Source organism: Kineosporia sp. NBRC 101677 (genome assembly GCF_030269265.1).
In the GTDB taxonomy this organism is placed as follows: Bacteria; Actinomycetota; Actinomycetes; order Actinomycetales; family Kineosporiaceae; genus Kineosporia; species Kineosporia rhizophila.
The window spans coordinates 359587-382820 of sequence record NZ_BSTA01000008.1 but is presented as its reverse complement, the minus strand read 5'-3'; the positions used below and the strand labels follow the sequence as shown (position 1 = coordinate 382820).

Below are 23234 nucleotides of genomic sequence, written 5' to 3'. Positions count from 1 at the left end.
CGACATGGTTCGATGCCGAAGTGAACTCCATCAGTCGGGGCTGGCTGTTCATCGTGCTCTTCGCGCTGGTCGCCATCGTGGTGCTGCTCGCGCGCGGATACGGCGGCCAGGGGGACATCGAGGGCTCGGTCGACGTCGGCCCGACCGGCACCACCAACCCCGCGCTGCCCTACGCCGGCGCTGCCGAAGTGCCCTACGACGACGAGGCCCCGGCGGACGAGACCGACGAGGACGACGAGGAAGAGGACGAGCCGGCGCCCGCTCCCACCCGGGTCACCGGCCAGCCGGCGAACACGGTCTACGCGGCCGGCGACCAGATCTTGCCGCTCTCGGGTGACAGCAGTGACCTGGCGGCCTACGTCGGGCAGCGGGCGACCGCCCGGGGGATCCCGGTGCAGTCGGTGGTCGCCGACGAGGGGTTCTGGGTGGGTAGGGCGAACGACCGGATCTGGGTGCAGCTGACCGGGCGGCCGCCGGAGTCGACCTACCACGTGGAGCGCGGTGACGAGGTGACCTTCGCTGGTGAGGTGGTTGCGCACAACGCCGGATTCGCCGACGAGGTGGGCGTGAACCAGGCCGAGGGAGCACGCTCGCTGACCTCCCAGGGTGCCCACATCGAGGTGCAGAAGCGCACTTTGGCGCTGGCGCCCTGACTCACCCGTCCGGTGCCGCCCGAACTTGAACCCTTAAGCAGGAGCATCACCCGGAAGGCCCAGAGAACAGCCCTCCGTTGATGCTCAGGCCACGGCCCACGGTGTCGATACCCACTGGGTGCCTCTCGCATCGACGGTCCTCGGGACGACACTCGCACCCGAGAAGATCGACCCCCAGCCCCGGACGGCCCGCCCCGAGTTCCGCCCGGACATCGAGGGTCTGCGCGCGGTGGCGATCATCCTGGTGGTGCTCTACCACTGCGGGATCAACGCGGTCAGCGGTGGCTACGTCGGGGTCGACGTCTTCTTCGTCATCTCCGGCTTCCTGATCACCGGTCACCTGGCGCGTGAGGTGGAGACCACCGGCCGGCTGCACATCGGCCGGTTCTACGCCCGTCGCGCGATGCGCCTGTTGCCCGCGGCCACCCTGACCATCGTTGCCACGCTGCTGGCGGCCTGGTGGTGGCTGCCCTCGGTGCGGCTGAAGGACATCGCCACCGACGGTCTGGCCGCCACCGGCTACGTGCTGAACTACCGGCTGGCCGCGACCGGCACCGAGTACAGCGGTGAGGGCGAGATGCCCTCTCCGCTGCAGCACTTCTGGTCGCTCGCCGTGGAGGAGCAGTTCTACCTGGTCATCCCGCTGCTGCTGATGGCGACCGCGGTGCTGCTGCGGCGCAAGTCGGCCTTCGTGGCCCTGGTCGCGGTGATCACTGCGGCCTCGTTCGCCTGGTCGGTGGCCTCCACCGGCAGCAACGGGGTCTGGGCCTACTTCGGTGCGCCTACCCGGGCCTGGGAGCTGGGCGTGGGTGCGCTGCTCGCGCTGGGCCTGCCGCACACGCCCCGCCTGCCCGACGCCCTGGCCACGCTGCTTCGCCTGGGCGGTCTGGTGGCGATCGTGGCCGCGGCGATGATGTTCGACGACCGCACCCCCTTCCCCGGCCATCACGCCGCACTGCCGGTGCTCGGCGCCTTCGTGGTGATCGCCGCGGGCCGGGCGGCCAGTGGCCGGCTGCTCAGCCACGGTGTGCTGAAGGCGATCGGCGCCCGCTCCTACTCCTGGTACCTCTGGCACTGGCCGGTGCTGCTGATCGCCCCGTTCGTGCTGGACGAGGAGCTGGAGGTACCCGGGAAGCTGGCCGCGGCCGGGTTCGCCTACCTGCTGGCCGTGCTCAGCTTCGCGATGATCGAGCGCCCCCTGCACGAGCTGGGCCGCGAGCGCGAGGGCTGGGGCCGCAACGCGATCACCGGCGTGGGCCTGATGGCCGTGGCCGCGGTGTTCTCCCTTCTGCTGCCGGTGTTCCCCGACCGCACCCCCACCGGCACCGTCAATGCGGGCAAGCTGGAACTCACCGGCAGTGCCACCGCGCGGGAGAAGCAGCTGGAGAAGAAGCTGAACGCGGCGATGGAGAACGACGAGCTGCCCAAGAACCTCACCCCGACGCTCAAGAACGCCGCGCGCGACCTCCCGCCCGTCTACCACAACGGGTGCCACCGCGAGCTCGAAGGCGTCACCGCCCCGCGCTCCTGCGAGAGCTTCGGCGACCCCAAGGGCAAGAAGCAGGTGGTCCTGCTCGGCGACTCGCACGCCGCGCAGTGGTGGCCGGCCCTGGACAAGATCGCCAAGGAACGGCACTGGCGCTTCGCCAGTTTCACCAAGAGCGCCTGCACCGCCGCCGACGTGACGATCTACCTGGAACTGGTGAAGCGGAACTACAACGAGTGCATCGAGTGGCGCAAGAACATGATCGCCCGGATCCAGGAGATGAAGCCCGAGCTGGTGGTGATGTCGGCCAACGCGGACGGCGGCGAGGCGCTGAACGGCAAGGGCTCGCAGGACGAGCGCTGGGTGGACGGCTGGCGCCGTAACGCCGAGGCGGTCCAGCGCTCCGGCGCCAAGGTGGTCTACCTGGACGACAGTGCCTGGCCCGCGGTGAACGTGCCGGAGTGCCTGTCCACCAAGCCCACCGAGATCTCCGAGTGCGCGGCCACGGAGCGCCAGGCCACCACCGCGCCCGACCGCAGGCAGATGATCAAGGACATGATCGAGGACATCGGGGGCACCGCGGTCGACCCGATGCCGTGGTTCTGCGCCCCCAAGGGCTGCCCCGTGGTGGTCGGCAACACCCTCGTCTACCTCGACGACAGCCACGTGACCACGGCCTACACCAAGACGCTGGCGCCGATCCTGGCCGAGCGGATCAAGCTGAAGTGATCACTCGTTCACCCAGCCGTGCCGCCGCGCCATCGTCACCACCGCACTACGCAGCTGGGTGATCTGCGCGCCGGTCATGCTCGGCACCGACTCCAGGCACAGCTCCACCAGTTCGCTGCCCAGAGCGTCGGCCGACACCGTCTCGCGCGCAGCGCGTTCGGACCCGTTGGCCGAGCGCTGCGGTGCGATGGCGGGGGCGCCGTGGGTGGCGGCAGCCGCCACGGTGGCCGGGGTAGGCACGGGCGGGGCGACAGTGGCCACCGACGAGGACGGAGAGGCCCCGTTGCTCGCGTGCGGTTGCGCCGCGGAGGAGTGCGCGGCAATCGCCTGCTGGGGCTGTATGGCGGGCCCGTGGGTGGCCGCGGCCTGGACCGCGGGTGAGGGCAGCGGTTTGACGGGGCTGCCCGGCATGGTTGCCGGGGAGGGGCCGGTGGGGGGCGTGGGCACGGCGGCGGGGGTGACAGAGGACGTCTGTGCCGCCTGGGGTGCCTGAGGTTTCGTGACGCCGTTGGCCGGGGTGGGTGAGCCCGCCCGGCCCTTGATCACGCGCACACCGGTGGCCTTGAGCCCGCGCTCGCCCTCGATCACGTCGAACTCGACGGGAACTCCGGGGTGGTACTGGTGTTTTTCTGCGAGCAGCGCGTTGGCATGCAGAAAGACGTCTTCACCCCCGGAGTCCGGAGCAATGAAGCCGTATCCACGAATTTCGTCGAACCGCAGTATCTTTCCTGTCGCCACAGCAGTCGCATCCTTCTCGTCATCGCCGAACGCGAGGTGGTCGATAATAGCGGATCCACGGCTCGCGAAATCGCTCCTGAGACACTCTTCCAGATAACAGAATGCCAGGTCAGGAGGGTTGCGAGAACGCGCCGGGAAGAGCCGGAAATGACCCGCGAGTATCGGTGGGTATAACGATGTCAACGATCTTGCGGATGATGTTCAGGCGGGTGGGAAATCCCCCGAACGGCCTGAGGCAAGAGCCCGGAATCGTGAGATCAGATCAGCCTGGTGGGGCGGGAGAAACGCCTGTGCCGCAGCAGTCGCGTCGTCGTAGGCGGAGATCAGGAGTTTCCGGGCGATCGGCTGCCCGGTGCTCTCGATCAGCGTGAGCGTGGCCAGCGTCAAAGCGAAGCGCAGGCGCGGCGGAAGAGCGGCGGTGTGCAGTTCTCCGCCCTTGCGTAAGTTCGGCACGCACTCGCTCAGAGCACTCATCGCCGCGGACGCCAGCGCGTGCCGCGCCTGGGGGTCCGATTCCCGGGCACAGGCCAGCAGCGTGTTCTCGGCGTGCGTGATGCGGGGGTCGGGCTCGGGGTCCCGGCCGTGGATGACTTCCAGCCGGTCGAGCTCGGCGTGCTCGCGCGGGGCGTCGTCGGCCTCGGCAAGCTCATGAGCGCGGGCGGGGGAGACCGTCTGTTGGGGGCCGGTGGGATTACGGACGTTTGGCGCGCCGAGCTGGGGTAGCTGCGGTTGGCCCGGGGTTGGCTGTCGGCGCGGGGGCCGCGCGGCTTGCGCAGGGGGCCGGTTCCAGGGGGCGGGATTGCGCGGCTGAGTCTTGTTTGAAGACGTCCTTGGGCTCGCCTTCGGGCGCGGGGGAGGTGCTGCTTCGGTGGGGGCTGCGCTCACAGCCGTGCGTGGTGCTGACCTTCCGGCTGACGAGTAACCGCCGCTCGTGTAGCCACCGCTGGTGAAACCGCCCTGCGTGAAGCGGGGTGCGACCTGGTCCCCACGCTCGGGCCGACGCGGGCGCGGCGCCGAACGCGTTCCCCGAGGGCGGGTGCGGCGGGGCTGCGGCGGTTCCGGAGGGGCCTCGAGCACGGCCGGAACCGGGGCAGCGGGAACGGGTTCGGCCTTGCGGGCGACGGGCGGGCGCGGGGCCGGCGTCGGCTGGGCCTGCTCGAACAGTGGTGAAGGCGCGAAGTCCGGGGTCTTGGCGAACGAGGAGATCCGCCGGGCCAGCGCGTCCGGATGCAGCACCCGGTAGCGCGGTGAGGTGGGCTGCGCCTGATGGCGGGCGATCCGCTTGGCGAAGAGGTCGGGATGCTCGTCGAGCACCAGCATCACCCGCTCTTCGTCGGTGTGGCAGTACTCGGCCAGCGTCGCAGCGTCGAACTCCTGCAGGCCGGCGGCGGTCGACAGCACGTCCACGTCGATCACGCGAAGGCCCCCTCAGGCGTTGTGACTACACCCTGCTTCAAGATGTGTCATTTTCTCGACGCACAGTGATGTCTGCGGCATCGACACGCCCTGGACGCCTGGGACTGGGGAGATTCGGCTGTTCGGCTGGGACAAAAGTGCCGCGGGGCGGAACGCGCCGATCGCGCACTCCGCCCCGCGGCAGCTGGTCGAACCGGGTTACTGACCAAGCAGTTTCCGGACCTCACCGGCGATCTGGAGATCCTCGCGGGCGGTGACCACAAACGTCCTCACCTTGGCGTCCGGACCGCTGATCTCCTGGTCCTCACCCCGCGTGCGGGCGTTCACGTCCTGGTCCACCGCGACCCCGGCCCAGCCCAGGTCCTCGGTGATCCGGCGCCGCACCAGCGCGCTGTTCTCGCCCACCCCACCGGTGAACACCAGCAGGTCGAGCCCGCCGGCCGAAGCCATCATCGAGCCGATCGAGGCCCGCAGCCGGTGGATGTACACGTCGAGCGCCAGCCCGGCCCGTTCGTCACCGGCCCTGACCCCGGCCTCCACCTCACGCATGTCCGCCGTGCCGGCCAGGGCCGTGAGGCCACCGACCCGCTCGAGCCCGTGCTGGACGTCCTTCGCCGACATCCCGGCCTGCTCCTGCAGCCACAGCACCAGGCCCGGGTCGACCGTGCCCGACCGGGTGGCCATGACCAGACCCTCGAGCGGGGTGAAGCCCATCGTCGTGTCCACGCTGACGCCCCCGGCCACCGCACTGAGCGAGGCTCCGGCGCCGAGATGGCAGATCACGATGCGCAGTTCGGACAGCGGCCGCCCGGCCAGTTCGGCCGCGCGGGCCGAGGCGTAGGCGTGGGAGAGACCGTGGAATCCGTAGCGACGGATGTCGTGGGTCTCCCGCCACTCCAGCGGGATGGGGTAGGTACTGGCCCCGGCCGAGAGCGTGGTGTGGAAGGCAGTGTCGAAACAGCCCACCGCCGGTACGTCCGGCAGGATCTCGGCCACCGCCTCCAGCCCGGCGATCGCCTTGGGCTGGTGCAGCGGGGCCAGGGCGGTGAGGCCACGCAGCTGCTCCATGACCTCACCGTCGATCCGCACCGGACCGCTGAACCGGGTGCCGCCGTGCACGATCCGGTGGCCCACCGCCTCGGGCGCCGGCCATTCCTTCAGGGCCGCCGAGAGCTCGGCCGTGTCGAAGCCGGAGCTGTCGGCCGGAAGGTCGACGGTCCCGACCGCCTCGTCGTCCTCACCCAGAAGACGTACCTTCAGGCTCGACGAGCCGGCGTTGACCACCAGAACGCGCATCGTGTTACTCCTGCTCCCTGCTGTCCGGACCGCTGCTCGTGTCGTCGGCCGCACTGCCGGCGTTGCCGGCCTCACTGTAGGGCCACGACCAGTCGGCGATCCCGGGGACGTCCTCACCGTGTTCCCGGGTGTACGAGCGGGCCTGGATGCGCAGGTCGTCCAGGTGCTGGCGGAGCTGGGCGCGGCTGCTGCCGAGCGAGGGCACCCGGTCGATCACGTCCATCGCCAGCCGGAACCGGTCCAGGTCGTTGAGCATCACCATGTCGAACGGCGTGGTGGTGGTGCCCTCCTCCTTGTAGCCGCGCACGTGGATGTTGTCGTGGTTGCGCCGCCGGTAGGTGAGCCGGTGGATCAGCGTCGGGTAGCCGTGGTAGGCGAAGACGACGGGCTTGTCCGGGGTGAACAGTGCGTCGAACTCGTTGTCGGACAGGCCGTGCGGGTGCTCGGACTCCGACTGCAGGCGCATCAGGTCGACCACGTTGACCACCCGGACCTTGAGCTCGGGCAGGTGCTGGCGCAGCAGGTCGACGGCGGCCAGGGTCTCCAGGGTCGGGATGTCGCCGGCGCAGGCCAGCACCACGTCCGGGTCGCCGTCGCAGTTCGAGGCCCAGGGCCAGATGCCCAGACCACGGGTGCAGTGCGCGATCGCCTCGTCCATCGTCAGGTAGTTGAGGGCCGGCTGCTTGCCCGCCACCACCACGTTCACGTAGTTGCGGCTGCGCAGGCAGTGGTCCATCACCGACAGCAGGGTGTTCGTGTCCGGCGGCAGGTACACCCGCACGACCTCGGCCTTCTTGTTGACCACGTGGTCGATGAAGCCCGGGTCCTGGTGCGAGAAGCCGTTGTGGTCCTGACGCCAGACGTGACTGGTCAGCAGGTAGTTCAGCGAGGGGATGGGCCGCCGCCAGGGGATCTCCTGGGTGGTCTTGAGCCACTTGGCGTGCTGGTTGAACATCGCGTCGATGATGTGGATGAAGGCTTCGTAGCAGGTGAACAGGCCGTGCCGGCCGGTCAGGTTGTAGCCCTCGAGCCAGCCCTGGCACAGGTGCTCGGACAGCACCTCCATCACCTGGCCGCTCGGGTCGAGGTGGTCGTCGCCCTCGACCCGGGAGGCGTTCCAGGCCCGGTCGCTGACCTCGAACACCGGCGAGAGCCGGTTGGAGGCGACCTCGTCCGGGCCCATCAGCCGGAAGTTGTCCGGGTTGGCCTTCATCACGTCGCGCAGCCAGATGCCCAGCTGACGGGTGGCCTCACCGGTGGCGTCGGCCGGCTTCTCCACGTCCACCGCGTAGTCGCGGAAGTCGGGCAGGCGCAGGTCACGGGTGAGCAGACCGCCGTTGGCGTGCGGGTTGGCGCTCATCCGCCGGTCGCCCTCTGGGGCCAGCGCGGCGATCTCCGGCAGCAACGAGCCGTCCGGCCCGAACAGTTCTTCGGGTTTGTAGCTGCGCAGCCACTTCTCCAGCTCGGCGCGGTGCTCGTCGTCGGTGCGGGTGCCCGACAGCGGCACCTGGTGCGAGCGCCAGGTGCCCTCGACCTTCTGGCCGTCCACACTCTTGGGCCCGGTCCAGCCCTTCGGCGTGCGCAGCACGATCATCGGCCAAGCGGGCGGCTCGTCCCCGGCCGTACCGGTGCGGGCAGCGGTCTGGATCGCCTTGATGTCGTCGAGCGCGGCCTCCAGCGCGGCGGCGAAGGCCTGGTGCACCTGGGCCGGGTCGTCACCGGCCACGATGTAGGGCTTGTGGCCGTAGCCCTCCATCAGCGAGACCAGCTGCTTCTCGGGGATCCGGGCGAGCAGCGTGGGGTTGGCGATCTTGTACCCGTTCAGGTGCAGCACCGGCAGCACCGCACCGTCGCGCCGCGGGTCGACGAACTTGTTCGAGTGCCAGCTGGCCGCCAGCGGGCCGGTCTCGGCCTCGCCGTCGCCGACCACCGTGAGGGCGATCAGGTCGGGGTTGTCGAAGATCGCGCCGTAGCCGTGCACCAGGGCGTAGCCCAGCTCGCCGCCCTCGTGGATCGAGCCCGGCGTCTCCGGGGCCACGTGGCTGGGGATACCGCCGGGGAAGGAGAACTGCCGGAACAGCTTTCGCAGGCCGGTATCGTCCTGGGTGATGCTGGAGTAGACCTCGCTGTAGGTGCCCTCGAGGTAGGCGTTCGCCACCAGTCCGGGACCGCCGTGGCCGGGGCCGGTGATGTAGATGGCGTCCAGGTCGCGCTGCTTGATCAGGCGGTTCATGTGCGCGTAGATCAGGTTCAGGCCCGGGGTGGTGCCCCAGTGGCCGAGCAGGCGGGGCTTGATGTGCTCCGGCGCCAGTGTCTCGTTCAGCAGGGGGTTGTCGAGCAGGTAGATCTGGCCCACGGACAGGTAGTTCGCCGCGCGCCAGTAGGCGTCGATGCCGGCCAGTTCCTGTTCACTCAGGGGCTCCTGGCCGGCCAGCGGGTCTCTGGTCACCGTCTCGTCGGTCATGGCGTCGGTCATTGCCGGACCGCTCCTCTCGATCTGAAGGCGTCTCCCGGCCCTGCCGGGCCGGGGGCGTGCCTCGATCCTCCCTAACCTGGGGCGGACCGCAAACGGGTCTTTCGTAACCTGCCGGCCCCTCGTTGGGCCTTTTCTCCGGTCCGGGCGTCCCGCGCATCCTGGAAACGCTCCAGTGCCGGATCGCTGATGCGAAAGCCGCCGGTTGCTCCAGCCACGGCTGGTGCCCGCCACCCTCCAGCACGGCCAGCCGTCCCTGCGGCAGTGCCTCGGCGAGTGCGGCGACCGGGGCCAGAGGACGAGGGTCGGCCGCACCGTGGATCACCAGCACGGGTGTTTCGACCGCCGCGCACTCCGCCAGTTCCGCAGGCAGGCCCCGCTCGGAAACCTGCGGCCAGAGTGCCTGGTTGCAGGCCGAATTCACCGTCAGGTCAATGCCTGCGGCCGCGTAGGCCAGTGGCTCGGCCGAGTCGCCGGGAGCGAAGTCGGGCAGCCAACGCAGAGCGCGCCACTGCACCTCCTGAGGCCAGGTGCGCACGGTGGACTCCAGTTCGCTCAGGCGGGCCTGCTGCTGGGCAGTCAGCCGGGCCTTGGCGTTGGCGTGGTAGGTCGCGCGATGGCTCGGCCAGTCGAGGCCGACGCCGTCGCAGTAGATCACCGCCTCTACCCGATCCGGGTAGCGAGAGGCGTACGTCAGGGCCAGGCTCGCCCCGAACGAGTGCCCGAACACGGTCCAGCGCTCGTGGCCGTGATGGCGCCGGAGCTCTTCCAAATCGCTGAGGTACTGGTCCAGGCGGTACTCGGTGACGGGGCCGGAGCGTCCACAGCCGCGCTGGTCGTAGCGATGTGTGCTGAACTCCTCCAGCAGATCGGCCACCGGCCCCAGGTAGTCCCACAGGCCCGGCCCGCCGTGCAGCAGCACCATCGGGGGTGCTGCCGGCCGCCACCGTGACGTGGTCCACAGCATCGCGCCGTCGCTGAGCCGCACCTGCTCTTCCTGCCCGTCCACGTACACCCCGCAATGCTCGGCGCCCGGCCGCGAGATCGCGACCGGGCGCCGGTGAAAGGTTGTGCGTCAGGCCTTCTCGGGCAGCTTACCCTGGAAGACCTGGTCCTTGCCCGCCCCGCCGACCAGCTTGTCCTTGCCGCTCTCGCCGGCGATCACGTCGTCGCCCTGGTTGCCGTAGATGGAGTCCTTGCCCGCCCCGCCGAGCAGACCGTCGTCACCCTTGCCGCCGCTGATCCAGTCGTTGCCGCCGTTGCCCCCGATGACGTCGCTCCCGGCGTCGCCGTACAGCTTGTCGTTGCCCCGGGCACCGACAAGGAGGTCGTTGCCGCCGTTGCCGCGGACGGTGTCGTTGCCGGCCCCACCGCTGATCTGGTCCTTCCCGGCCCCACCGCAGATGGTGTCGTTGCCGCCGGCGCCGTCGACCACGTCGTTGCCGCCGAGCGCGACGATCACGTCGGCACCCCGGGTGCCGGCGATCTTGTCGGCGCCGGCGGTACCGACGATCGTGGCCCGCTTGCCGTCACACCTGGGGGTGGCCGCCTGCGCCGGGCCGGCCACGGAGAGGGCCAGACCGCCGGCCATCGCCAGGCTGCCGCCAAGAACCGCAAAACGCTTGACCTTGTTCACGAACCGCTCCTGAGATCGGGTCTTGTGTTGCACCGCGTGGATCAGCTGCAGTGCTGTGAAAGCTAGGGGCAGTCCGAAGGGTCCGCAATTGGAGATCTTGGGGCGATTGCATCGGTTCGAGAAGAAAATGGAAGACGTCCGAAAGTTCCCTCGAGGGGGTCGCAATCCGGTCTCGGTTGCCGCTGTGGCCGCAATTCCCGCGGGCATGGTGGCGGCCCGGTGTTCCCCGCCGGGACAGCAAGAATCCCCGGAGAGGGCGGTCTCCAGGGATTCACACCAGGTTCTGGTCACTCACCCGCCGCAACGGCGGGAAGTGGGAGTCAGGCGTCGTAGTTGTCCCGGCTGCCGGACTTGGCCAGGCCTCGCGCCACCATGTAGCCGATGGTCAGGTAGGTGATGTAGCGCAGCGCGTCGTTGGCGCTGAACGGGTCGGGGGTCTGGCCGCCATTGGCCGTGTCGCTGCTTCCGACGACCAGCGCCGTGATGGCCACGGCAAGGATGGCGACGACGAAGACGATGAGCTCGGTGGTCTTGGTCGAGGCCTTCGTCTCGGTGCTCAGCCGCCGGGGTGCCCGGTAGTCGTCGACGGTCGAGGGGGCGGACGCAGCAGAATATTCAGTCACAGGTACTCCTTGGTATTTGCTCGGCAGACAGGCCGCCGGCTGGCCGGTGAAAAAGCCTTGAACGGCTTTTCCTCACTGTTGGGAACACTACGTCGAAATGGGCATCGGCGCCTTCTGAGATGTTCCGGACCGGTCCCGGATTTTCGCCGGTGATCATCCGGGACGAAAGAAATCGGGTGAGACGGCTTTTCCGGAGCTGATCATTTTGCCTCGATCTTCGCGTAAAGACTTGCGGTGCAGTGCTTTCTGAAATAAGTACACATTCTGAGCCGGTTCTGATCACTGCAGTGGCGCGGCCGAGCTTCTGTACAGTTATCGGCCCGGCCGAGTACGCTGATCGTGCAACTCGCTGCCCCGGTCCCGGCGGCTCCTCCTCCTGCGCGCACCTGTGGAGTCCGGGTCATGCTCAAATCCAGTCAGCCCAAATTGTTCGCGGTGGACCGACCGCCCCGGCCGCTGGTCGTGCAGGACCAATCTGTCACCGTGAGTTTTTCCGGTGATCTGAGAGCCTCCGGTGTCCCCGTGATGCGGCTGCACCTACTCAGCCTGGCCTGCGAGGACGGGCCGGGGGAGATCGTGGTCGATCTTTCCGGGGTGACCTGGCTCGACCGGGACGGCATCGAGCCTCTGATCGAGGCCCGCCGCCTTCAGGTGCTGCGAGGAGCTGTGCTGCGGCTGGGCGAGATCTCCGCTGTGGCAGACCGTTTCCTCAAGGCCGAGCCGCATCTGGCGCAGATCCTCGAGGGGCCCGCGCACCCGATGACTGTGTCCGGTTCCGGGCAGCGCCCCGGCCAGGAAGCCCCCGGCTCGCAGGGCCTCCGCCTCGAGCAGGCCGAGGTGGAGACACCGCGGGACGAGATCGGGCAGGTGCGGGAAGCACTTTCGAACCGGGGAGCCCTCAGTCCGTCTCGAAGTTCGGCATCTGAGCAGGATCACTGACGATGAGCCGGGCCGTCTCGCTCAGGCGCAGATGGTGGGTCCGGCAGTAGGTTCGCAACATGGTGAACGCCTCGTCGATGGTGACCGCGCGGGCCTGGGCAATGACGCCTTTGGCCTGCTCGATGACGATGCGGCTGTTCAGTGCGCCCTGGAGTTGCTCGGTCAGGACCTGTCCGCGGCGCACCTGGCGTTCCTGCAGGATCCCGATCGTGGCCACGTCGACCAGGGCCTGCACGACCCGGACGTCGGCCGGGGCCATCGCCACCGCTGAAGCCCCGAAAAGCCCGACGCTGCCGATCACCTGCTGACGCAGCCGTAACGGGAATGCTTGCACCGAGGCGAATCCCGCCTGCAGGGCGGCCGGAGCGAACCGCGGCCAACGGGTCTCGGCCCGCCGCAGATCCGCGGCGCTCACCGCCGCACCCTGCCGGAAGCAGTCGCGGCACGGACCCTCGTCGGTCTGGATCTGGAACAGGTCCAGGAGGTGGACCCGCTCGTCCGAGGCGGCCATGAAGTGCAGCCGGTCCTCGGCATCGGCCAGCATCAGCCCGGCGGCCCGCGCCCCGGTCAGCTCGGAGACCCGCGAGGTGAGCATCTGCAGGAACTCCACCAGATCGAAGTCGTCCACCAGAGTGTCGGCCAACTCGACAAACACTTCGGACAGGCGCTCCGAGGCAATTGCACTCATCGACTGCTCATTCCCTCGTTCACCGGATCGGTGAGCGCGTCGGCTGGTCCGGTCATCCCTGATCCCGTTCCAGAGTTATTTTACGGTCGATGATGTCGCGAGCGACCTCACCGACCCTTCGGCCCTGCAGGAAGGCCTCGGCCCGGAGCCGGACGAGCGCTGCCTCGGAGTCGACCCCGAGCTGGACCTGCAGCATGCCGGCCGCCTGGTACACCTCGACCCGGTAGTGCGAGGCCTGCGTGAGCTCCTGCGCCAGTTGTTCCGAGCCGATCGAGTCGTGCACGTCGAGGAGGCCGGTCAGGGCCACCCGGGCGAACGCCTGGGCCAGTTCGAGCGCGTCGTAGGAAAGCTCTCCGGGACGGGCCCGGTACATGTCCAGGACGCCCAGCTGGGCCACCCCGATCCGCAGCGGAAAGGCGAAAACCGCTTCCACACCGTGCTGTACGGCGGCCGAGGAATAGGCCGGCCAGCGCGCGCCGGACTCCCCGGCCAGATCGGGGGCCAGCACCGGCCGGCCCTTGGCGTAGGCCTCCAGACACGGCCCTTCGCCGAGGGTGAACTGCAGTTCCTCGACCATCTTGCTGCGGGTGTCCGAGGCGGCGGCCAGGCCCTGCGAACTGCCGGCGGCCATCACGCTGATCGCGGCCCCGGTCACCGGCAGGGCCCGGGTGGCGGCTCGGCACAGGCACTGCAGCCAGGCGATGGACCCACTCATCACCCCTGGATCACAGGCCTCACGCACGATCAGGTCATGGACCCGGGCGGCGTCGTCGCCGAACGAGGTCATGCCCGGGCCGATGGCGGCGGGCGAACCTCTGACCTGTTCAGGTCAGGCATGGCGGCACCGCTTCTGGTCGTGGTCGGGGAACCGGAGCGAAGTGCACGCCTGTTCGCTGTGCCGCCAGCCTATCCGAGAAGTCGCGACCACCAGCTGAGAACCTCATCGGTACTGGCGCACCATCGGACAGGAGAACGGATCCCGGTCAGGCCGGCCGACGCTGTTCAGGTACCGGATGACGATGCCGTACGAGCTGATCAGGCTGGTCTCGGTGTAGGTCACCTGCTTGCGGTGGCAGAACTCGCGCACCAGCGGCTGGGCCCGGCGCAGATTGGGCCGGGGCATGTTCGGGAACAGGTGGTGCTCGATCTGGTAGTTCAGCCCGCCCATGGCCACGTCCGTGACCGGACCGCCGTGCACGTTGCGAGACATCAGGACCTGCCGCTGGAGGAAGTCGATCCGGGTGTCCGCAGGGACGATCGGCATGCCCTTGTGGTTCGGTGCGAACGAGGCGCCCAGCAGCAGTCCGAAGACGCCGAGCTGAACGGCGGCGAAGGCAGCAGCTTTTCCGATCGGCAGCACCGCCAGGAGCACACCCAGGTAGAGAGCGAACCGGGTGAGGATGATCGAGAGCTCCAGTCGGCGATGCGGGAGCGTGCGGTCGGCGAGCAGCGTCCGGATCCCACTGACATGCAGATTGGCGCCCTCCAGCAGGAGCAGGGGGAAGAACAGGTATCCCTGGCGCCGGGTGACCCAGGCGGCCGCACCGGTGCGGCTCAGGGCCACGGCCGGGGTCATGGCCACCGGCCCGGGGGCGATGTCGGGATCACGGTTCACCTGGTTCGGTCCGCTGTGGTGGCGGTTGTGCTTGTGCGACCACCACCCGTAGCTCAGGCCCGCGAACGCGCCGGACAGCACCCGTGCCGTCCACTCGTTCCACGCCGAGGAAGCGAAGATCTGCCGGTGCGCCGCATCGTGGCCCAGAAAGCCGAACTGGGTCACGACCACCCCCGTCACCGCGGCCACCGCCAGTTGCCACCAGGAGTTCCCCAGGATCGGCACCGCGGTCCAGCAGGCGAAGAACGCCAAGGTCAGGCCAATGATCCAGGACCAGTAGTAACCGTGGCGACGACGCAGAAGGCCAGCATCCCGGATCTCGCGGGACAGTTCGGCGTAGGCGGAGACCTGGCGTACCCGGACTGATCCGGATTCGCGGCCATCGTGCGGATCGGGCATGTGCTGCAGCTTTCGCGGGTTCGGCGGACGGTACCGCCGGGTCCGGGGCAGCAGTTCACGATAACTCCGATCCGGTGGGGCCACCTCCGCAGGCGATCTGACCTGAAAGGGGTAACGTCACGGTCATATCCAGTGCTGCCCCGGCCCCGGTGGCACTTCCCCGCAGATGTCCTGCCCGGCCCGAGCCGAAGCACTGAGAACCTGGCTGGTTTCCGGACACTGCTGATCGGCAAGGACCGACACCGGCCCGTCCGCAGGCTCGCGGTCGCCGGGCGCCACCAGTTCCCTCGTCCGGCCCGGTTCCGTCCCGGATCGTCCCACGCCCCTGCAGAGGAACGCACGGCGGTCGGCGACCGGACTCAGTAACTCGAGTTCTGTCTGGAGTCAGAGACTTTCGGCATCGCTCGGCAACCGAAGGAGCACCAAGATGAGTTCGCGCAACACGCTGATCCGGTCCATGCACGACCTCGGGGCGGCCGCCTGGCTGGGCGGCTCACTGATGGGGGCGGTGGCCCTGAACGGTGCGGCCTCGGACGTGGAGAACCCCGACGAGCGTGTCCGGATCGCCGCCGACGGCTGGGCCCGCTGGAGCCCGGTCAGTGCCGCCGCCATCGGCGCGCACCTGATCGGCGGTGCCGGCCTGATTCTGGCCAACCGTGACCGGGTGATGAACCAGAGCGGCGTGACCTCCAACACCGTCATCAAGTCGCTGGTCACCGTGGCGGCCGCCGCCACCACCGCCTACAGCGGTTTCCTGGGTGCCAAGCTCGCGGCCTCCGGGGGCACGCACGCCGAGGGGGCCACGGAGCCGGCCGCGGACACGCCGGACGAGCTGGCTTCGGCCCAGAGCCGTCTGCGCGCCCTGCAGTGGGCCATCCCCGTCCTGACCGCCGTCATCGTCGTCATGGGCGCTCAGCAGGGTGAGCAGCAGCGCCCGGGCGAGATTCTCGACGGCCGGCGGAAGAAGGCCGAGCAGCGCCGCTGATCCGGCTCGCTCTGCGAATGTCTCGTCCGGGTCGTTGCCGGGCGAAGAGCGGGACGCAGCTGGGGTGACCCAGCTGCGTCCCGCCGCACGTCCCGACAGCCCGCCTCGGACGAGACAGTGGTCGGGGGCAACCCGATGATCAGGAGTTGGTCGTGAGTCAGCGCACTTCATGGACGAGGTCGACGCAGTTGCCCGCACCGGTGGCGAGCCGCGCCGGCTGGGACGAGGTGGATCTGAGAGCGGTCGACACCGCCCGCATGCTGGCCGCCGACGCCGTGCAACAGGTCGGCAACGGCCATCCAGGCACGGCCATGAGCCTCGCCCCGGTGGCCTATCTGCTGTTCCACAACGTGATGCGCCACGATCCGGCCGACGACCAGTGGCTGGGCCGGGACCGGTTCGTTCTGTCCTGCGGGCACACCAGCCTGACCCTGTACGCCCAGCTGTACCTGTCGGGGTACGGGCTGGAACTGCCCGACCTACAGGCCTATCGCACCTGGGGATCGGCCACTCCTGGCCATCCGGAATACCGCCACACCCGTGGGGTGGAGATCACCACCGGCCCGCTGGGGCAGGGCCTGGGAAGTGCAGTGGGCATGGCGATGGCGGCGCGCCGCGAACGCGGCCTGCTGGACCCGGACACCGAACCCGGCCGCAGCCCGTTCGACCATCACGTCTACGTGCTGGTCTCGGACGGTGACATGATGGAAGGCGTTGCCGCCGAGGCGAGTTCGCTGGCCGGGCACCAGGAGCTGAGCAATCTCGTGGTGATCTACGACCAGAACCACATCTCCATCGAGGACGACACCGGCGTCTCGTTCACCGAGGACGTCGCCGGGCGTTACGAAACCTACGGCTGGCACGTGCAGACCGTGGACTGGACTCACACGGGTGAGTACGTGGAGGACGTCGACGCCCTCTTGGCCGCCGTCGAGGCCGCCAAGAGCGAGACGCGCCGCCCGTCCTTCATCGCCCTTCGCACTGTCCTGGGCTGGCCCGCCCCCACCTCGCAGAACACGTTCAAGGCGCACGGGGCGGCGCTGGGGCCCGAAGAGGTCCGGGCCACCAAGGAACTGCTCGGATTCGATCCGGAAAAGACTTTCGTGGTCGAGGACACCGTCCTGGACCGGACGCGTTCCGTCGCCGTTTCGGCCAAGCAGTCGCGTCAGGACTGGGACATCGACTTCCAGGCCTGGCAGGCGGACAACCCCGGACGGGCCGAGCTGCTCGACCGTCTGACAGCGCCCCGGCTGCCGTCCGGATGGGTCGACGCGCTGCCGGTCTTCGCCCCCGATCCCAAGGGCCTGTCCACCCGCAAGGCGTCCGGAAGCGTCCTGTCCGCGCTGGCTCCGGTGCTGCCCGAACTGTGGGGCGGCTCGGCCGACCTGGCCGAGTCGAACAACACCACGATGGCCGGCGAGCCGTCATTCCTGCCGACCGGCCGCCAGACCCGGCTCTGGCCGGGGAATCCGTACGGGCGGACCCTTCACTTCGGGGTGCGTGAGCACGCCATGGGCGCGGTCATGAACGGCATTGCGCTGCAGAGCCTGACCCGCCCCTACGGCGGAACCTTCCTCACCTTCAGCGACTACATGCGCCCGGCCGTGCGGCTGGCCGCATTGATGAAGATCCCAGTGACCTACGTATGGACGCACGACTCGATCGGTCTGGGTGAGGACGGCCCCACGCACCAGCCGGTCGAGCACCTCGCCGCACTACGGGCAATTCCCGGCCTGGACGTCGTGCGCCCCGGCGACGCCAACGAAACAGCGTGGGCCTGGCGCACCATCCTCGAGCACACCGACCGCCCGGCCGGACTCATCCTTTCCCGGCAGAACCTACCGGTGCTGGACCGTTCCCGACCCGGCTTCGCCTCGGCCGAGGGAGTCGCCCGGGGCGGTTACGTCCTGGTCGACGGCGATCCGGAGGCAGCCGCCACGGTCATCCTCATCGCCACCGGGTCCGAACTGCAGATCGCCCTGGCCGCCCGGGACCTCCTGCACACCGAGGGCGTCGCCGCCCGGGTGGTGTCGATGCCGTGCCGGGAATGGTTCGACCTACAGCCCCAGGCCTACCGCGACCAGGTCCTTCCCCCCACGATGCGGGCTCGCGTCAGCATCGAGGCGGGCATCGCCCAAGGCTGGCGGGACGTGGTCGGCGACGCCGGCCGCATCGTCTCGCTCGAGCACTTCGGCGCCTCCGCAGACCAGCAGCGCCTCTACCAAGAGTTCGGCATCACGCCGGAAAACACCGTCCGGGCAGCGCTCGAGAGTCTCAGCCAGGCGACCACCAGCCAGCCCTCGGCGGGCTTCGTCCCTGCCCAGGACAGCACTGTCCCGGCGCGGGGCGGAACCGGGGACCAGTAGGGGCACGAGGATCTGATCTTTGCTCCGCGTCATCGAGGAGGCCAGCCTGCACCAGAGAATGTAGCCAGGATGATGCGGTCTGGCGTGAGACCTCGCATCGTTCGGCCACGGTGCTGATGCGGCAGTAGGCTGTTCGAAGAGCAGGTGGAGGAAGCGGGAGTCACGTGCGCCCGGAGTGGCTGCCCGGGCTCGTTCCGCAATCATCTCCTGGCAGGTGCGGATGCTTGCTTGCACCTTGATCGGTGACGCGATCACCCTGTTTCTTCATGTCGCATGCGCTGCTCACGGCGATCTCGTACCAAAGTCGACGATCCCTCGACATGCCGCCGCCGGGCGTAGCTCGCTGATCGGTCAGTTGGCGTTTGGCCACGGTCGGGGCGGGCTATGCAGGGCGAGAGCTTGGCCGCGTACTGGCCGTGGACAGTAGTAAACGGCCGCCTATGGCCGGACGCACAACAATGGCCCGCAGTCCAGGTCTTGCCTGTTCAGCGGGCCATCTGTGCACTTCGAAAAGAAGTGCCCCCGGCAGGATTCGAACCTGCGCTTTCGCCTCCGGAGGGCGACGCTCTATCCCCTGAGCTACGGGGGCTCGGGTGTTCTGAACACTAGCAGCCGCGCCGTCCGGATGACCAATGCAATGCCGGGCGCCCTCAGTTCTCCGGCTGCACCCGCACCTCGAGGTCGGCCACGTCCTCCTTGTCGCTGCCGGCGATCAGCGCGTCGAGGAAGGCGGCGGCCTCGGCCGCGGCCGTCTCGGCGTCGCCCGCGATGACCGCCTCCACCAGGGCGGAGTGGTCGTCGTCGGCGGGGGCGACGGCGGCCACGTTCAGGCGCACGTTCTCCTGCAGGGCCACCACCAGGTCTTCGTAGAGGTCGGTGAGCACGGGGTTGTGCGATGCCTGGACGATCGCGCGGTGCAGACGTACGTCCCGGGCCACCAGTTCGTCCACGTCGTCCAGCAGGCGGGCGGCCTGGCGGCCGTCGTGCAGTTCGCGCAGGTGGGCGATGTCGGCCTCGGTGCGGCGGCGGGCGGCCAGCCGGGCGGCACCGACCTCGAGGGTGCGGCGGACCTCGAGGACGTCGAGGCGGCGGGCCTTGGCCACCCGGCGGCTGACCGCCCCGGCCAGCTCGCTGGCCGCCAGCACGTAGGTGCCCGAGCCCTGCCGTCGCTCCAGCAGGCCGGCGTGGACCAGGGACTGGACCGCCTCGCGCACGGTGTTGCGGCTGGTGTTGGTCAGCTGCGAGAGCTCGGTCTCGGTGGGGATGCGCTCGCCGACCGCCCACGCGCCGGCGGTGATCTGGGTGCGGAGCTGGTCGATGACCTGGTCGATCAGGCCTGCCCTGCGCGTCGAACGCAACGGGCCGGGTGCCTCACTCACCGGGGCTGACATCGAGTCATCCTACCAATCGCCGATAAAACGGAAGTATCTACTGTGATGCTTGCGCTGCTCTTGGTGCGGGTTACGCAGAACCGGCCGGTCTGCGGGTCAGAGTGCCACGTCCGGGGCCCACCCGCCGAGCTTCGGCCGGGCTCCAGCCGAAGGGACCAACCGGCGCGCCGGGCCGAACCGGCTGTGCGGCAACGACTCGCCCCGGTCGCGAGCGCCCCCGCCGGGCCGCCGGTAATGCCTGCGACCAGCACCGCCACCAGCGGATACCCTTGCCGGTGTGACTCCCGACGAACTTTCCGCCGCGATCCGGGCGTGCCTGGAGGCCGCCGTCGCTGCCGGTGATCTCACCGTCAGCGTCCCCGCCGAGATCCGGGTCGAGCGACCGAAGCAGCGCGAGCACGGCGACTGGTCCACCAACATCGCCCTGCAGCTGGCCAAGCCGGCCGGCAAGCCGCCGCGCGCAGTCGCCGAGCTGCTCGCGGCGCGCCTGGGCGAACTGCCGGGGATCAAGAGCGTCGACATCGCCGGGCCGGGCTTCCTGAACATCGTGCTGGACGCGGCCTCGGCCGCCGAGCTGGTGCGCACCATCGTCGAGGCCGGTCCTGCCTTCGGGCAGAACCAGCAGCTCGCCGGCACCGTCCTGAACCTGGAGTTCGTCTCGGCCAACCCGACCGGTCCGCTGCACATCGGGCACACCCGGTGGGCCGCGCTCGGCGACGCGCTGGCCCGGGTCCTGACCGCCAGCGGCGCCCAGGTCACCCGCGAGTTCTACGTGAACGACGCGGGTGCCCAGATGGACCGGTTCGGCGGCTCGATCCTGGCCCGGATCAAGGGCACCGAGATCCCCGAGGGCGGTTATCACGGCGAGTACGTGGCCGAGCTGGCGGCCAAGGTGCGCGAACAGCGCCCCGACATCGACGACCTCCCGCTCGCCGAGGCCCAGAACGTGGCCCGGGAGCTCGGGTACGCCATCCAGCTCGCCGAGAACCGCGAGACGCTCGACGGTTTCGGGGTCCAGTTCGACGTCTGGTTCTCCGAGCGCACGCTGCACTCCTCCGGCGCGGTCGACGCCGCCGTGGAACGGCTGCGCGAGCAGGGCCACGTGGAGGACCGGGACGGCGCGGTCTGGCTGCGCACCACCGACTTCGGCGACGACAAGGACCGGGTGCTGGTCAAGGCCGACGGCGAGAAGACGTACTTCGCCGCCGACGCGGCCTACTGGCTCTCGGTGCGCGACCGCGGCTTCCCCAAGAAGATCTACATGCTCGGCGCCGACCACCACGGCTACGTGAACCGGCTGAAGGCGATCGTGGCCTGCGCCGGCGACGACCCGGCGGAGTCGGTCGAGGTGCTGATCGGCCAGCTGGTCAGCGTGGGTGGGGCCCGGCTGAGCAAGCGGGCCGGCAACATCATCGAGCTGAAGGACCTGGTCGACTGGCTGGGCCGCGACGCGGTGCGCTACTCGCTGGCCCGGTACCCGGCCGACTCGCCGCTCGCGCTGGACGGTGAGGTGCTGCAGAAGAAGACCAACGACAACCCGGTCTTCTACGTGCAGTACGCCCACGCCCGGCTGTCGTCGCTGGCCAACCAGGCCCGCGAGCACGGCGTGGAGCGCACGGTCTTCGAGCCGGCCCTGCTCGACCACCCCACCGAGAACGAGCTGATCGCCGTGCTGGCGCAGTTCCCGGCGGTGGTGGCGCAGGCCGCCGAGCTGCGGGAACCGCACCGGGTGGCGCGGCATCTGGAGGTCGTCGCCGGGGCCTTCCACAAGTGGTACGACAACTGCCGGGTCACCCCGCGCGGCGAGGACCCGGTGGAGGACCTGCACCGCACCCGGCTCTGGCTGGCCGAGGCCACCCGGCTGGTGCTGGCCAACGGTCTCGATCTGCTCGGCGTGAGCGCGCCCGAGCGAATGTGAGGAACTGAGCATGGGTACGCACGAGGCCGGCGAGCTGCACAGCCCGGGGCACGGCGGGGTAGCGACGGTTCCGGGCTGGCTGCGGCCCCCGGGCGACGTCAACGACCTGCTGCCCGGGCTGTGGGCACAGAGCGTGCACCGCTCCGACGACGGGGTGCTTCAGATCGGCGGGGTCTCGGTGACCGACCTGGCGGCCGAGTTCGGCACCCCCGCCTTCGTCCTCGACGAGGCCGACTTCCGGGCCCGGGCAACGGCTTTCCGCGACGCGTTCGCCTCGGCCTTCGCCGGGGTCGGGGGCGCCGACGTGTACTACGCCGGAAAGGCGTTCCTGTGCACCGAGGTCGCCCGCTGGATCGCCGAGGACGGGTTGTTCCTCGACACCTGCTCCGGCGGTGAGCTGGCCGTCGCCCTGCGCGGCGGGGTGCCGCCGGAGCGGATCGCCCTGCACGGCAACAACAAGCTGCCGAGCGAGATCGACCGGGCGGTCGCGGCCGGGATCGGCCGGATCGTGATCGACTCGATGACCGAGATCGACCGGGTGGCCGAGGCGGCCGCCCGGCACGGCGTGGTCCAGCCGGTCTTCATCCGGGTCACCGTGGGCGTCGAGGCGCACACCCACGAATACGTCTCCACCGCCCACGAGGACCAGAAGTTCGGTCTCTCGCTGGCCGGGGGAGTCGCCGCCCAGGCGATCGCCAAGGTGCTCGCCTCGCCCTCGCTGAAGCTGCTGGGCCTGCACAGTCACATCGGCTCGCAGATCTTCGACACCCAGGGTTTCGAGGTCTCGGCCCGGCGCCTGCTCGGGCTGCACGCCTCGGTCGAGCGCGACCACGGCGTGGCGCTGCCGGAGATCGACCTCGGCGGTGGCTACGGCATCGCCTACACCAGCCAGCACGACCCGCTGGAGGCCAAGCTGCTGGCCGACCAGCTGGCCGACATCGTGCTGCGGGAGTGCCGGGCGCTGCAGATCGCGGTGCCCCGGGTCTCGGTCGAGCCGGGCCGGGCGATCGCCGGCCCGAGCACGTTCACGCTGTACCAGATCGGCACCCTGAAAGACGTCACCATGGACGGCGGCGGCGTACGCCGCTACGTGTCGGTCGACGGCGGGATGAGCGACAACATTCGCACCGCGCTGTACGACGCCGACTACTCCTGCACGCTCGCCTCGCGCTCGTCCGACGCCCCCGCCGCGCTCTGCCGGGTGGTGGGCAAGCACTGCGAGAGCGGTGACATCGTGGTGCGCGACGAGTTCCTGCCGGGCGACCTGACCCCGGGCGACCTGCTCGCGGTGCCCGGTACCGGGGCCTACTGCCGCAGCATGGCCAGCCAGTACAACCACGTTCCCCGCCCGCCGGTGGTGGCGGTGCGCGACGGTAGGGCCCGGGTGATCGTGCGCCGCGAGACCGAAGAGGACATCCTCGCCCTCGACGTGGTCTAGAAGAACCAGACCACCGACTATGGACGTCCGTGAGCGCCTTGGTGCCCACGGGCGTCCATTGTTTGTGGTCGAGTAAGTCTGGATAATGACGAAGGTGACCCGACCGTCTGCCGGAGTGCCGCGGGCCCTGCGCCGGCTGGGCACCGATCTGGCCACCTGGCGGCGTATCCGCAAGCTGACCGTCGAGGAACTCTCCCAGCGCTCGGGCGTCGGTATCGCCACCATCACCAGGCTGGAGGCCGGGCAGGGGGCACCGCTGGAGCACGTGTTCCGGGTCGCCTCGGTGCTCGGCGTGGCCGAGGTGCTGGCCACCGCCCTCACCCCCCGCAACGTCCTGGCCCGGGCCACGCCACCGGCACCTCCCGGAACACCCCCACAAGCCTGAGCGGTGTGGCGTAGTTCAACTGCGCCCACTGTCCGGCTCAAGCCGGCGTTCCTAAGCTGG

General features: G+C 69.5%; 20 protein-coding genes and 1 tRNA gene. 8 read left to right on the top strand and 13 right to left on the bottom strand.

Translation table 11 applies throughout. The features are described 5' to 3' along the window. The first annotated feature begins 20 nt into the window (after positions 1-20). Both QSK18_RS24280 and QSK18_RS24275 read left to right on the top strand, forming a co-directional pair. Positions 21-653: a hypothetical protein gene (locus QSK18_RS24280; protein ID WP_232814245.1), complete on the top strand. Its 633-nt coding sequence runs from the start codon at positions 21-23 to the stop codon at positions 651-653. Between the two features lie 118 nt (positions 654-771). Continuing rightward, positions 772-2868 (top strand): acyltransferase family protein, encoded by a 2097-nt coding sequence (locus tag QSK18_RS24275; RefSeq protein ID WP_285623666.1) that lies wholly within the window; start codon positions 772-774, stop codon positions 2866-2868. Here QSK18_RS24275 and QSK18_RS24270 read toward each other — a convergent pair whose 3' ends face one another. From QSK18_RS24270 to QSK18_RS24240, 7 genes are all read right to left on the bottom strand, one after another. Then, entirely contained in the window at positions 2869-3606 is a 738-nt protein-coding gene (locus QSK18_RS24270; RefSeq protein WP_232814247.1) for a cold shock domain-containing protein, read from the bottom strand. A 201-nt stretch (positions 3607-3807) separates the two neighbouring features. Beyond that, positions 3808-5022: a hypothetical protein gene (locus QSK18_RS24265; RefSeq protein ID WP_232814248.1), complete on the bottom strand. Its 1215-nt coding sequence runs from the start codon at positions 5020-5022 to the stop codon at positions 3808-3810. A 198-nt stretch (positions 5023-5220) separates the two neighbouring features. Continuing rightward, complete coding sequence (locus QSK18_RS24260) at positions 5221-6318, bottom strand: acetate/propionate family kinase (RefSeq protein ID WP_232814249.1); 1098 nt, start codon at positions 6316-6318, stop codon at positions 5221-5223. A 4-nt stretch (positions 6319-6322) separates the two neighbouring features. Then, a complete protein-coding gene (locus QSK18_RS24255; protein WP_232814250.1) occupies positions 6323-8794 on the bottom strand; it encodes a phosphoketolase family protein in 2472 nt (823 codons plus the stop codon). Further along, the gene (locus tag QSK18_RS24250) at positions 8727-9806 is read right to left on the bottom strand and encodes an alpha/beta fold hydrolase (protein WP_232814251.1); all 1080 of its coding nucleotides are present in this window, start codon (positions 9804-9806) and stop codon (positions 8727-8729) included. The genes QSK18_RS24255 and QSK18_RS24250 overlap by 68 nt, the downstream gene beginning before the upstream one ends. Before the next feature lie 60 nt (positions 9807-9866). Further along, positions 9867-10427 carry a calcium-binding protein gene (locus QSK18_RS24245; protein ID WP_232814252.1) on the bottom strand — a complete coding sequence of 187 codons (561 nt, stop codon included), beginning with the start codon at positions 10425-10427 and terminating at the stop codon, positions 9867-9869. A gap of 320 nt (positions 10428-10747) precedes the next feature. Then, positions 10748-11050 carry a hypothetical protein gene (locus tag QSK18_RS24240; RefSeq protein ID WP_285623657.1) on the bottom strand — a complete coding sequence of 101 codons (303 nt, stop codon included), beginning with the start codon at positions 11048-11050 and terminating at the stop codon, positions 10748-10750. Between the two features lie 483 nt (positions 11051-11533). Between QSK18_RS24240 and QSK18_RS24235 the strand changes: the two genes are divergently transcribed. Next, a complete protein-coding gene (locus QSK18_RS24235; RefSeq protein WP_232814254.1) occupies positions 11534-11989 on the top strand; it encodes an STAS domain-containing protein in 456 nt (151 codons plus the stop codon). On the opposite strand, the gene QSK18_RS24230 is transcribed toward QSK18_RS24235, so the two are convergent. The 3 genes from QSK18_RS24230 to QSK18_RS24220 form a co-directional block, all read right to left on the bottom strand. Beyond that, on the bottom strand, positions 11949-12677 hold the full coding sequence (locus QSK18_RS24230; RefSeq protein ID WP_232814255.1) for a GAF and ANTAR domain-containing protein: 729 nt from the start codon (positions 12675-12677) through the stop codon (positions 11949-11951). The genes QSK18_RS24235 and QSK18_RS24230 overlap by 41 nt on opposite strands. Before the next feature lie 52 nt (positions 12678-12729). Continuing rightward, on the bottom strand, positions 12730-13464 hold the full coding sequence (locus tag QSK18_RS24225) for a GAF and ANTAR domain-containing protein (RefSeq protein ID WP_232814256.1): 735 nt from the start codon (positions 13462-13464) through the stop codon (positions 12730-12732). A 153-nt stretch (positions 13465-13617) separates the two neighbouring features. Beyond that, the gene (locus QSK18_RS24220) at positions 13618-14691 is read right to left on the bottom strand and encodes a fatty acid desaturase family protein (protein WP_232814257.1); all 1074 of its coding nucleotides are present in this window, start codon (positions 14689-14691) and stop codon (positions 13618-13620) included. A gap of 427 nt (positions 14692-15118) precedes the next feature. Between QSK18_RS24220 and QSK18_RS24215 the strand changes: the two genes are divergently transcribed. Together QSK18_RS24215 and tkt are read left to right on the top strand one after the other, a co-directional pair. Next, positions 15119-15676: a hypothetical protein gene (locus QSK18_RS24215; protein WP_232814258.1), complete on the top strand. Its 558-nt coding sequence runs from the start codon at positions 15119-15121 to the stop codon at positions 15674-15676. 152 nt (positions 15677-15828) lie between these two features. Further along, a complete protein-coding gene (tkt, locus tag QSK18_RS24210; protein ID WP_285623648.1) occupies positions 15829-18042 on the top strand; it encodes a transketolase in 2214 nt (737 codons plus the stop codon). On the opposite strand, the gene QSK18_RS36015 is transcribed toward tkt, so the two are convergent. From QSK18_RS36015 to QSK18_RS24200, 3 genes are all read right to left on the bottom strand, one after another. Beyond that, positions 17951-18151, bottom strand: a complete 201-nt coding sequence (locus QSK18_RS36015; RefSeq protein WP_352396621.1) for a hypothetical protein — start codon at positions 18149-18151, stop codon at positions 17951-17953. The genes tkt and QSK18_RS36015 overlap by 92 nt on opposite strands. Positions 18152-18559: 408 nt before the next feature. Beyond that, positions 18560-18631 (bottom strand) — tRNA-Arg (locus tag QSK18_RS24205). A 61-nt stretch (positions 18632-18692) separates the two neighbouring features. Continuing rightward, on the bottom strand, positions 18693-19433 hold the full coding sequence (locus QSK18_RS24200; RefSeq protein ID WP_232814260.1) for a FadR/GntR family transcriptional regulator: 741 nt from the start codon (positions 19431-19433) through the stop codon (positions 18693-18695). A 277-nt stretch (positions 19434-19710) separates the two neighbouring features. Here QSK18_RS24200 and argS point away from each other — a divergent pair, with 277 nt between their 5' ends. The 3 genes from argS to QSK18_RS24185 all read left to right on the top strand — a co-directional run bounded on the left by argS (position 19711) and on the right by QSK18_RS24185 (position 23174). Further along, complete coding sequence (argS, locus tag QSK18_RS24195; RefSeq protein WP_285623645.1) at positions 19711-21351, top strand: arginine--tRNA ligase; 1641 nt, start codon at positions 19711-19713, stop codon at positions 21349-21351. A gap of 10 nt (positions 21352-21361) precedes the next feature. Then, a complete protein-coding gene (lysA, locus tag QSK18_RS24190; RefSeq protein ID WP_232814262.1) occupies positions 21362-22789 on the top strand; it encodes a diaminopimelate decarboxylase in 1428 nt (475 codons plus the stop codon). A gap of 94 nt (positions 22790-22883) precedes the next feature. Further along, positions 22884-23174, top strand: a complete 291-nt coding sequence (locus QSK18_RS24185; protein ID WP_232814263.1) for a helix-turn-helix domain-containing protein — start codon at positions 22884-22886, stop codon at positions 23172-23174. Positions 23175-23234 lie beyond the last annotated feature (60 nt).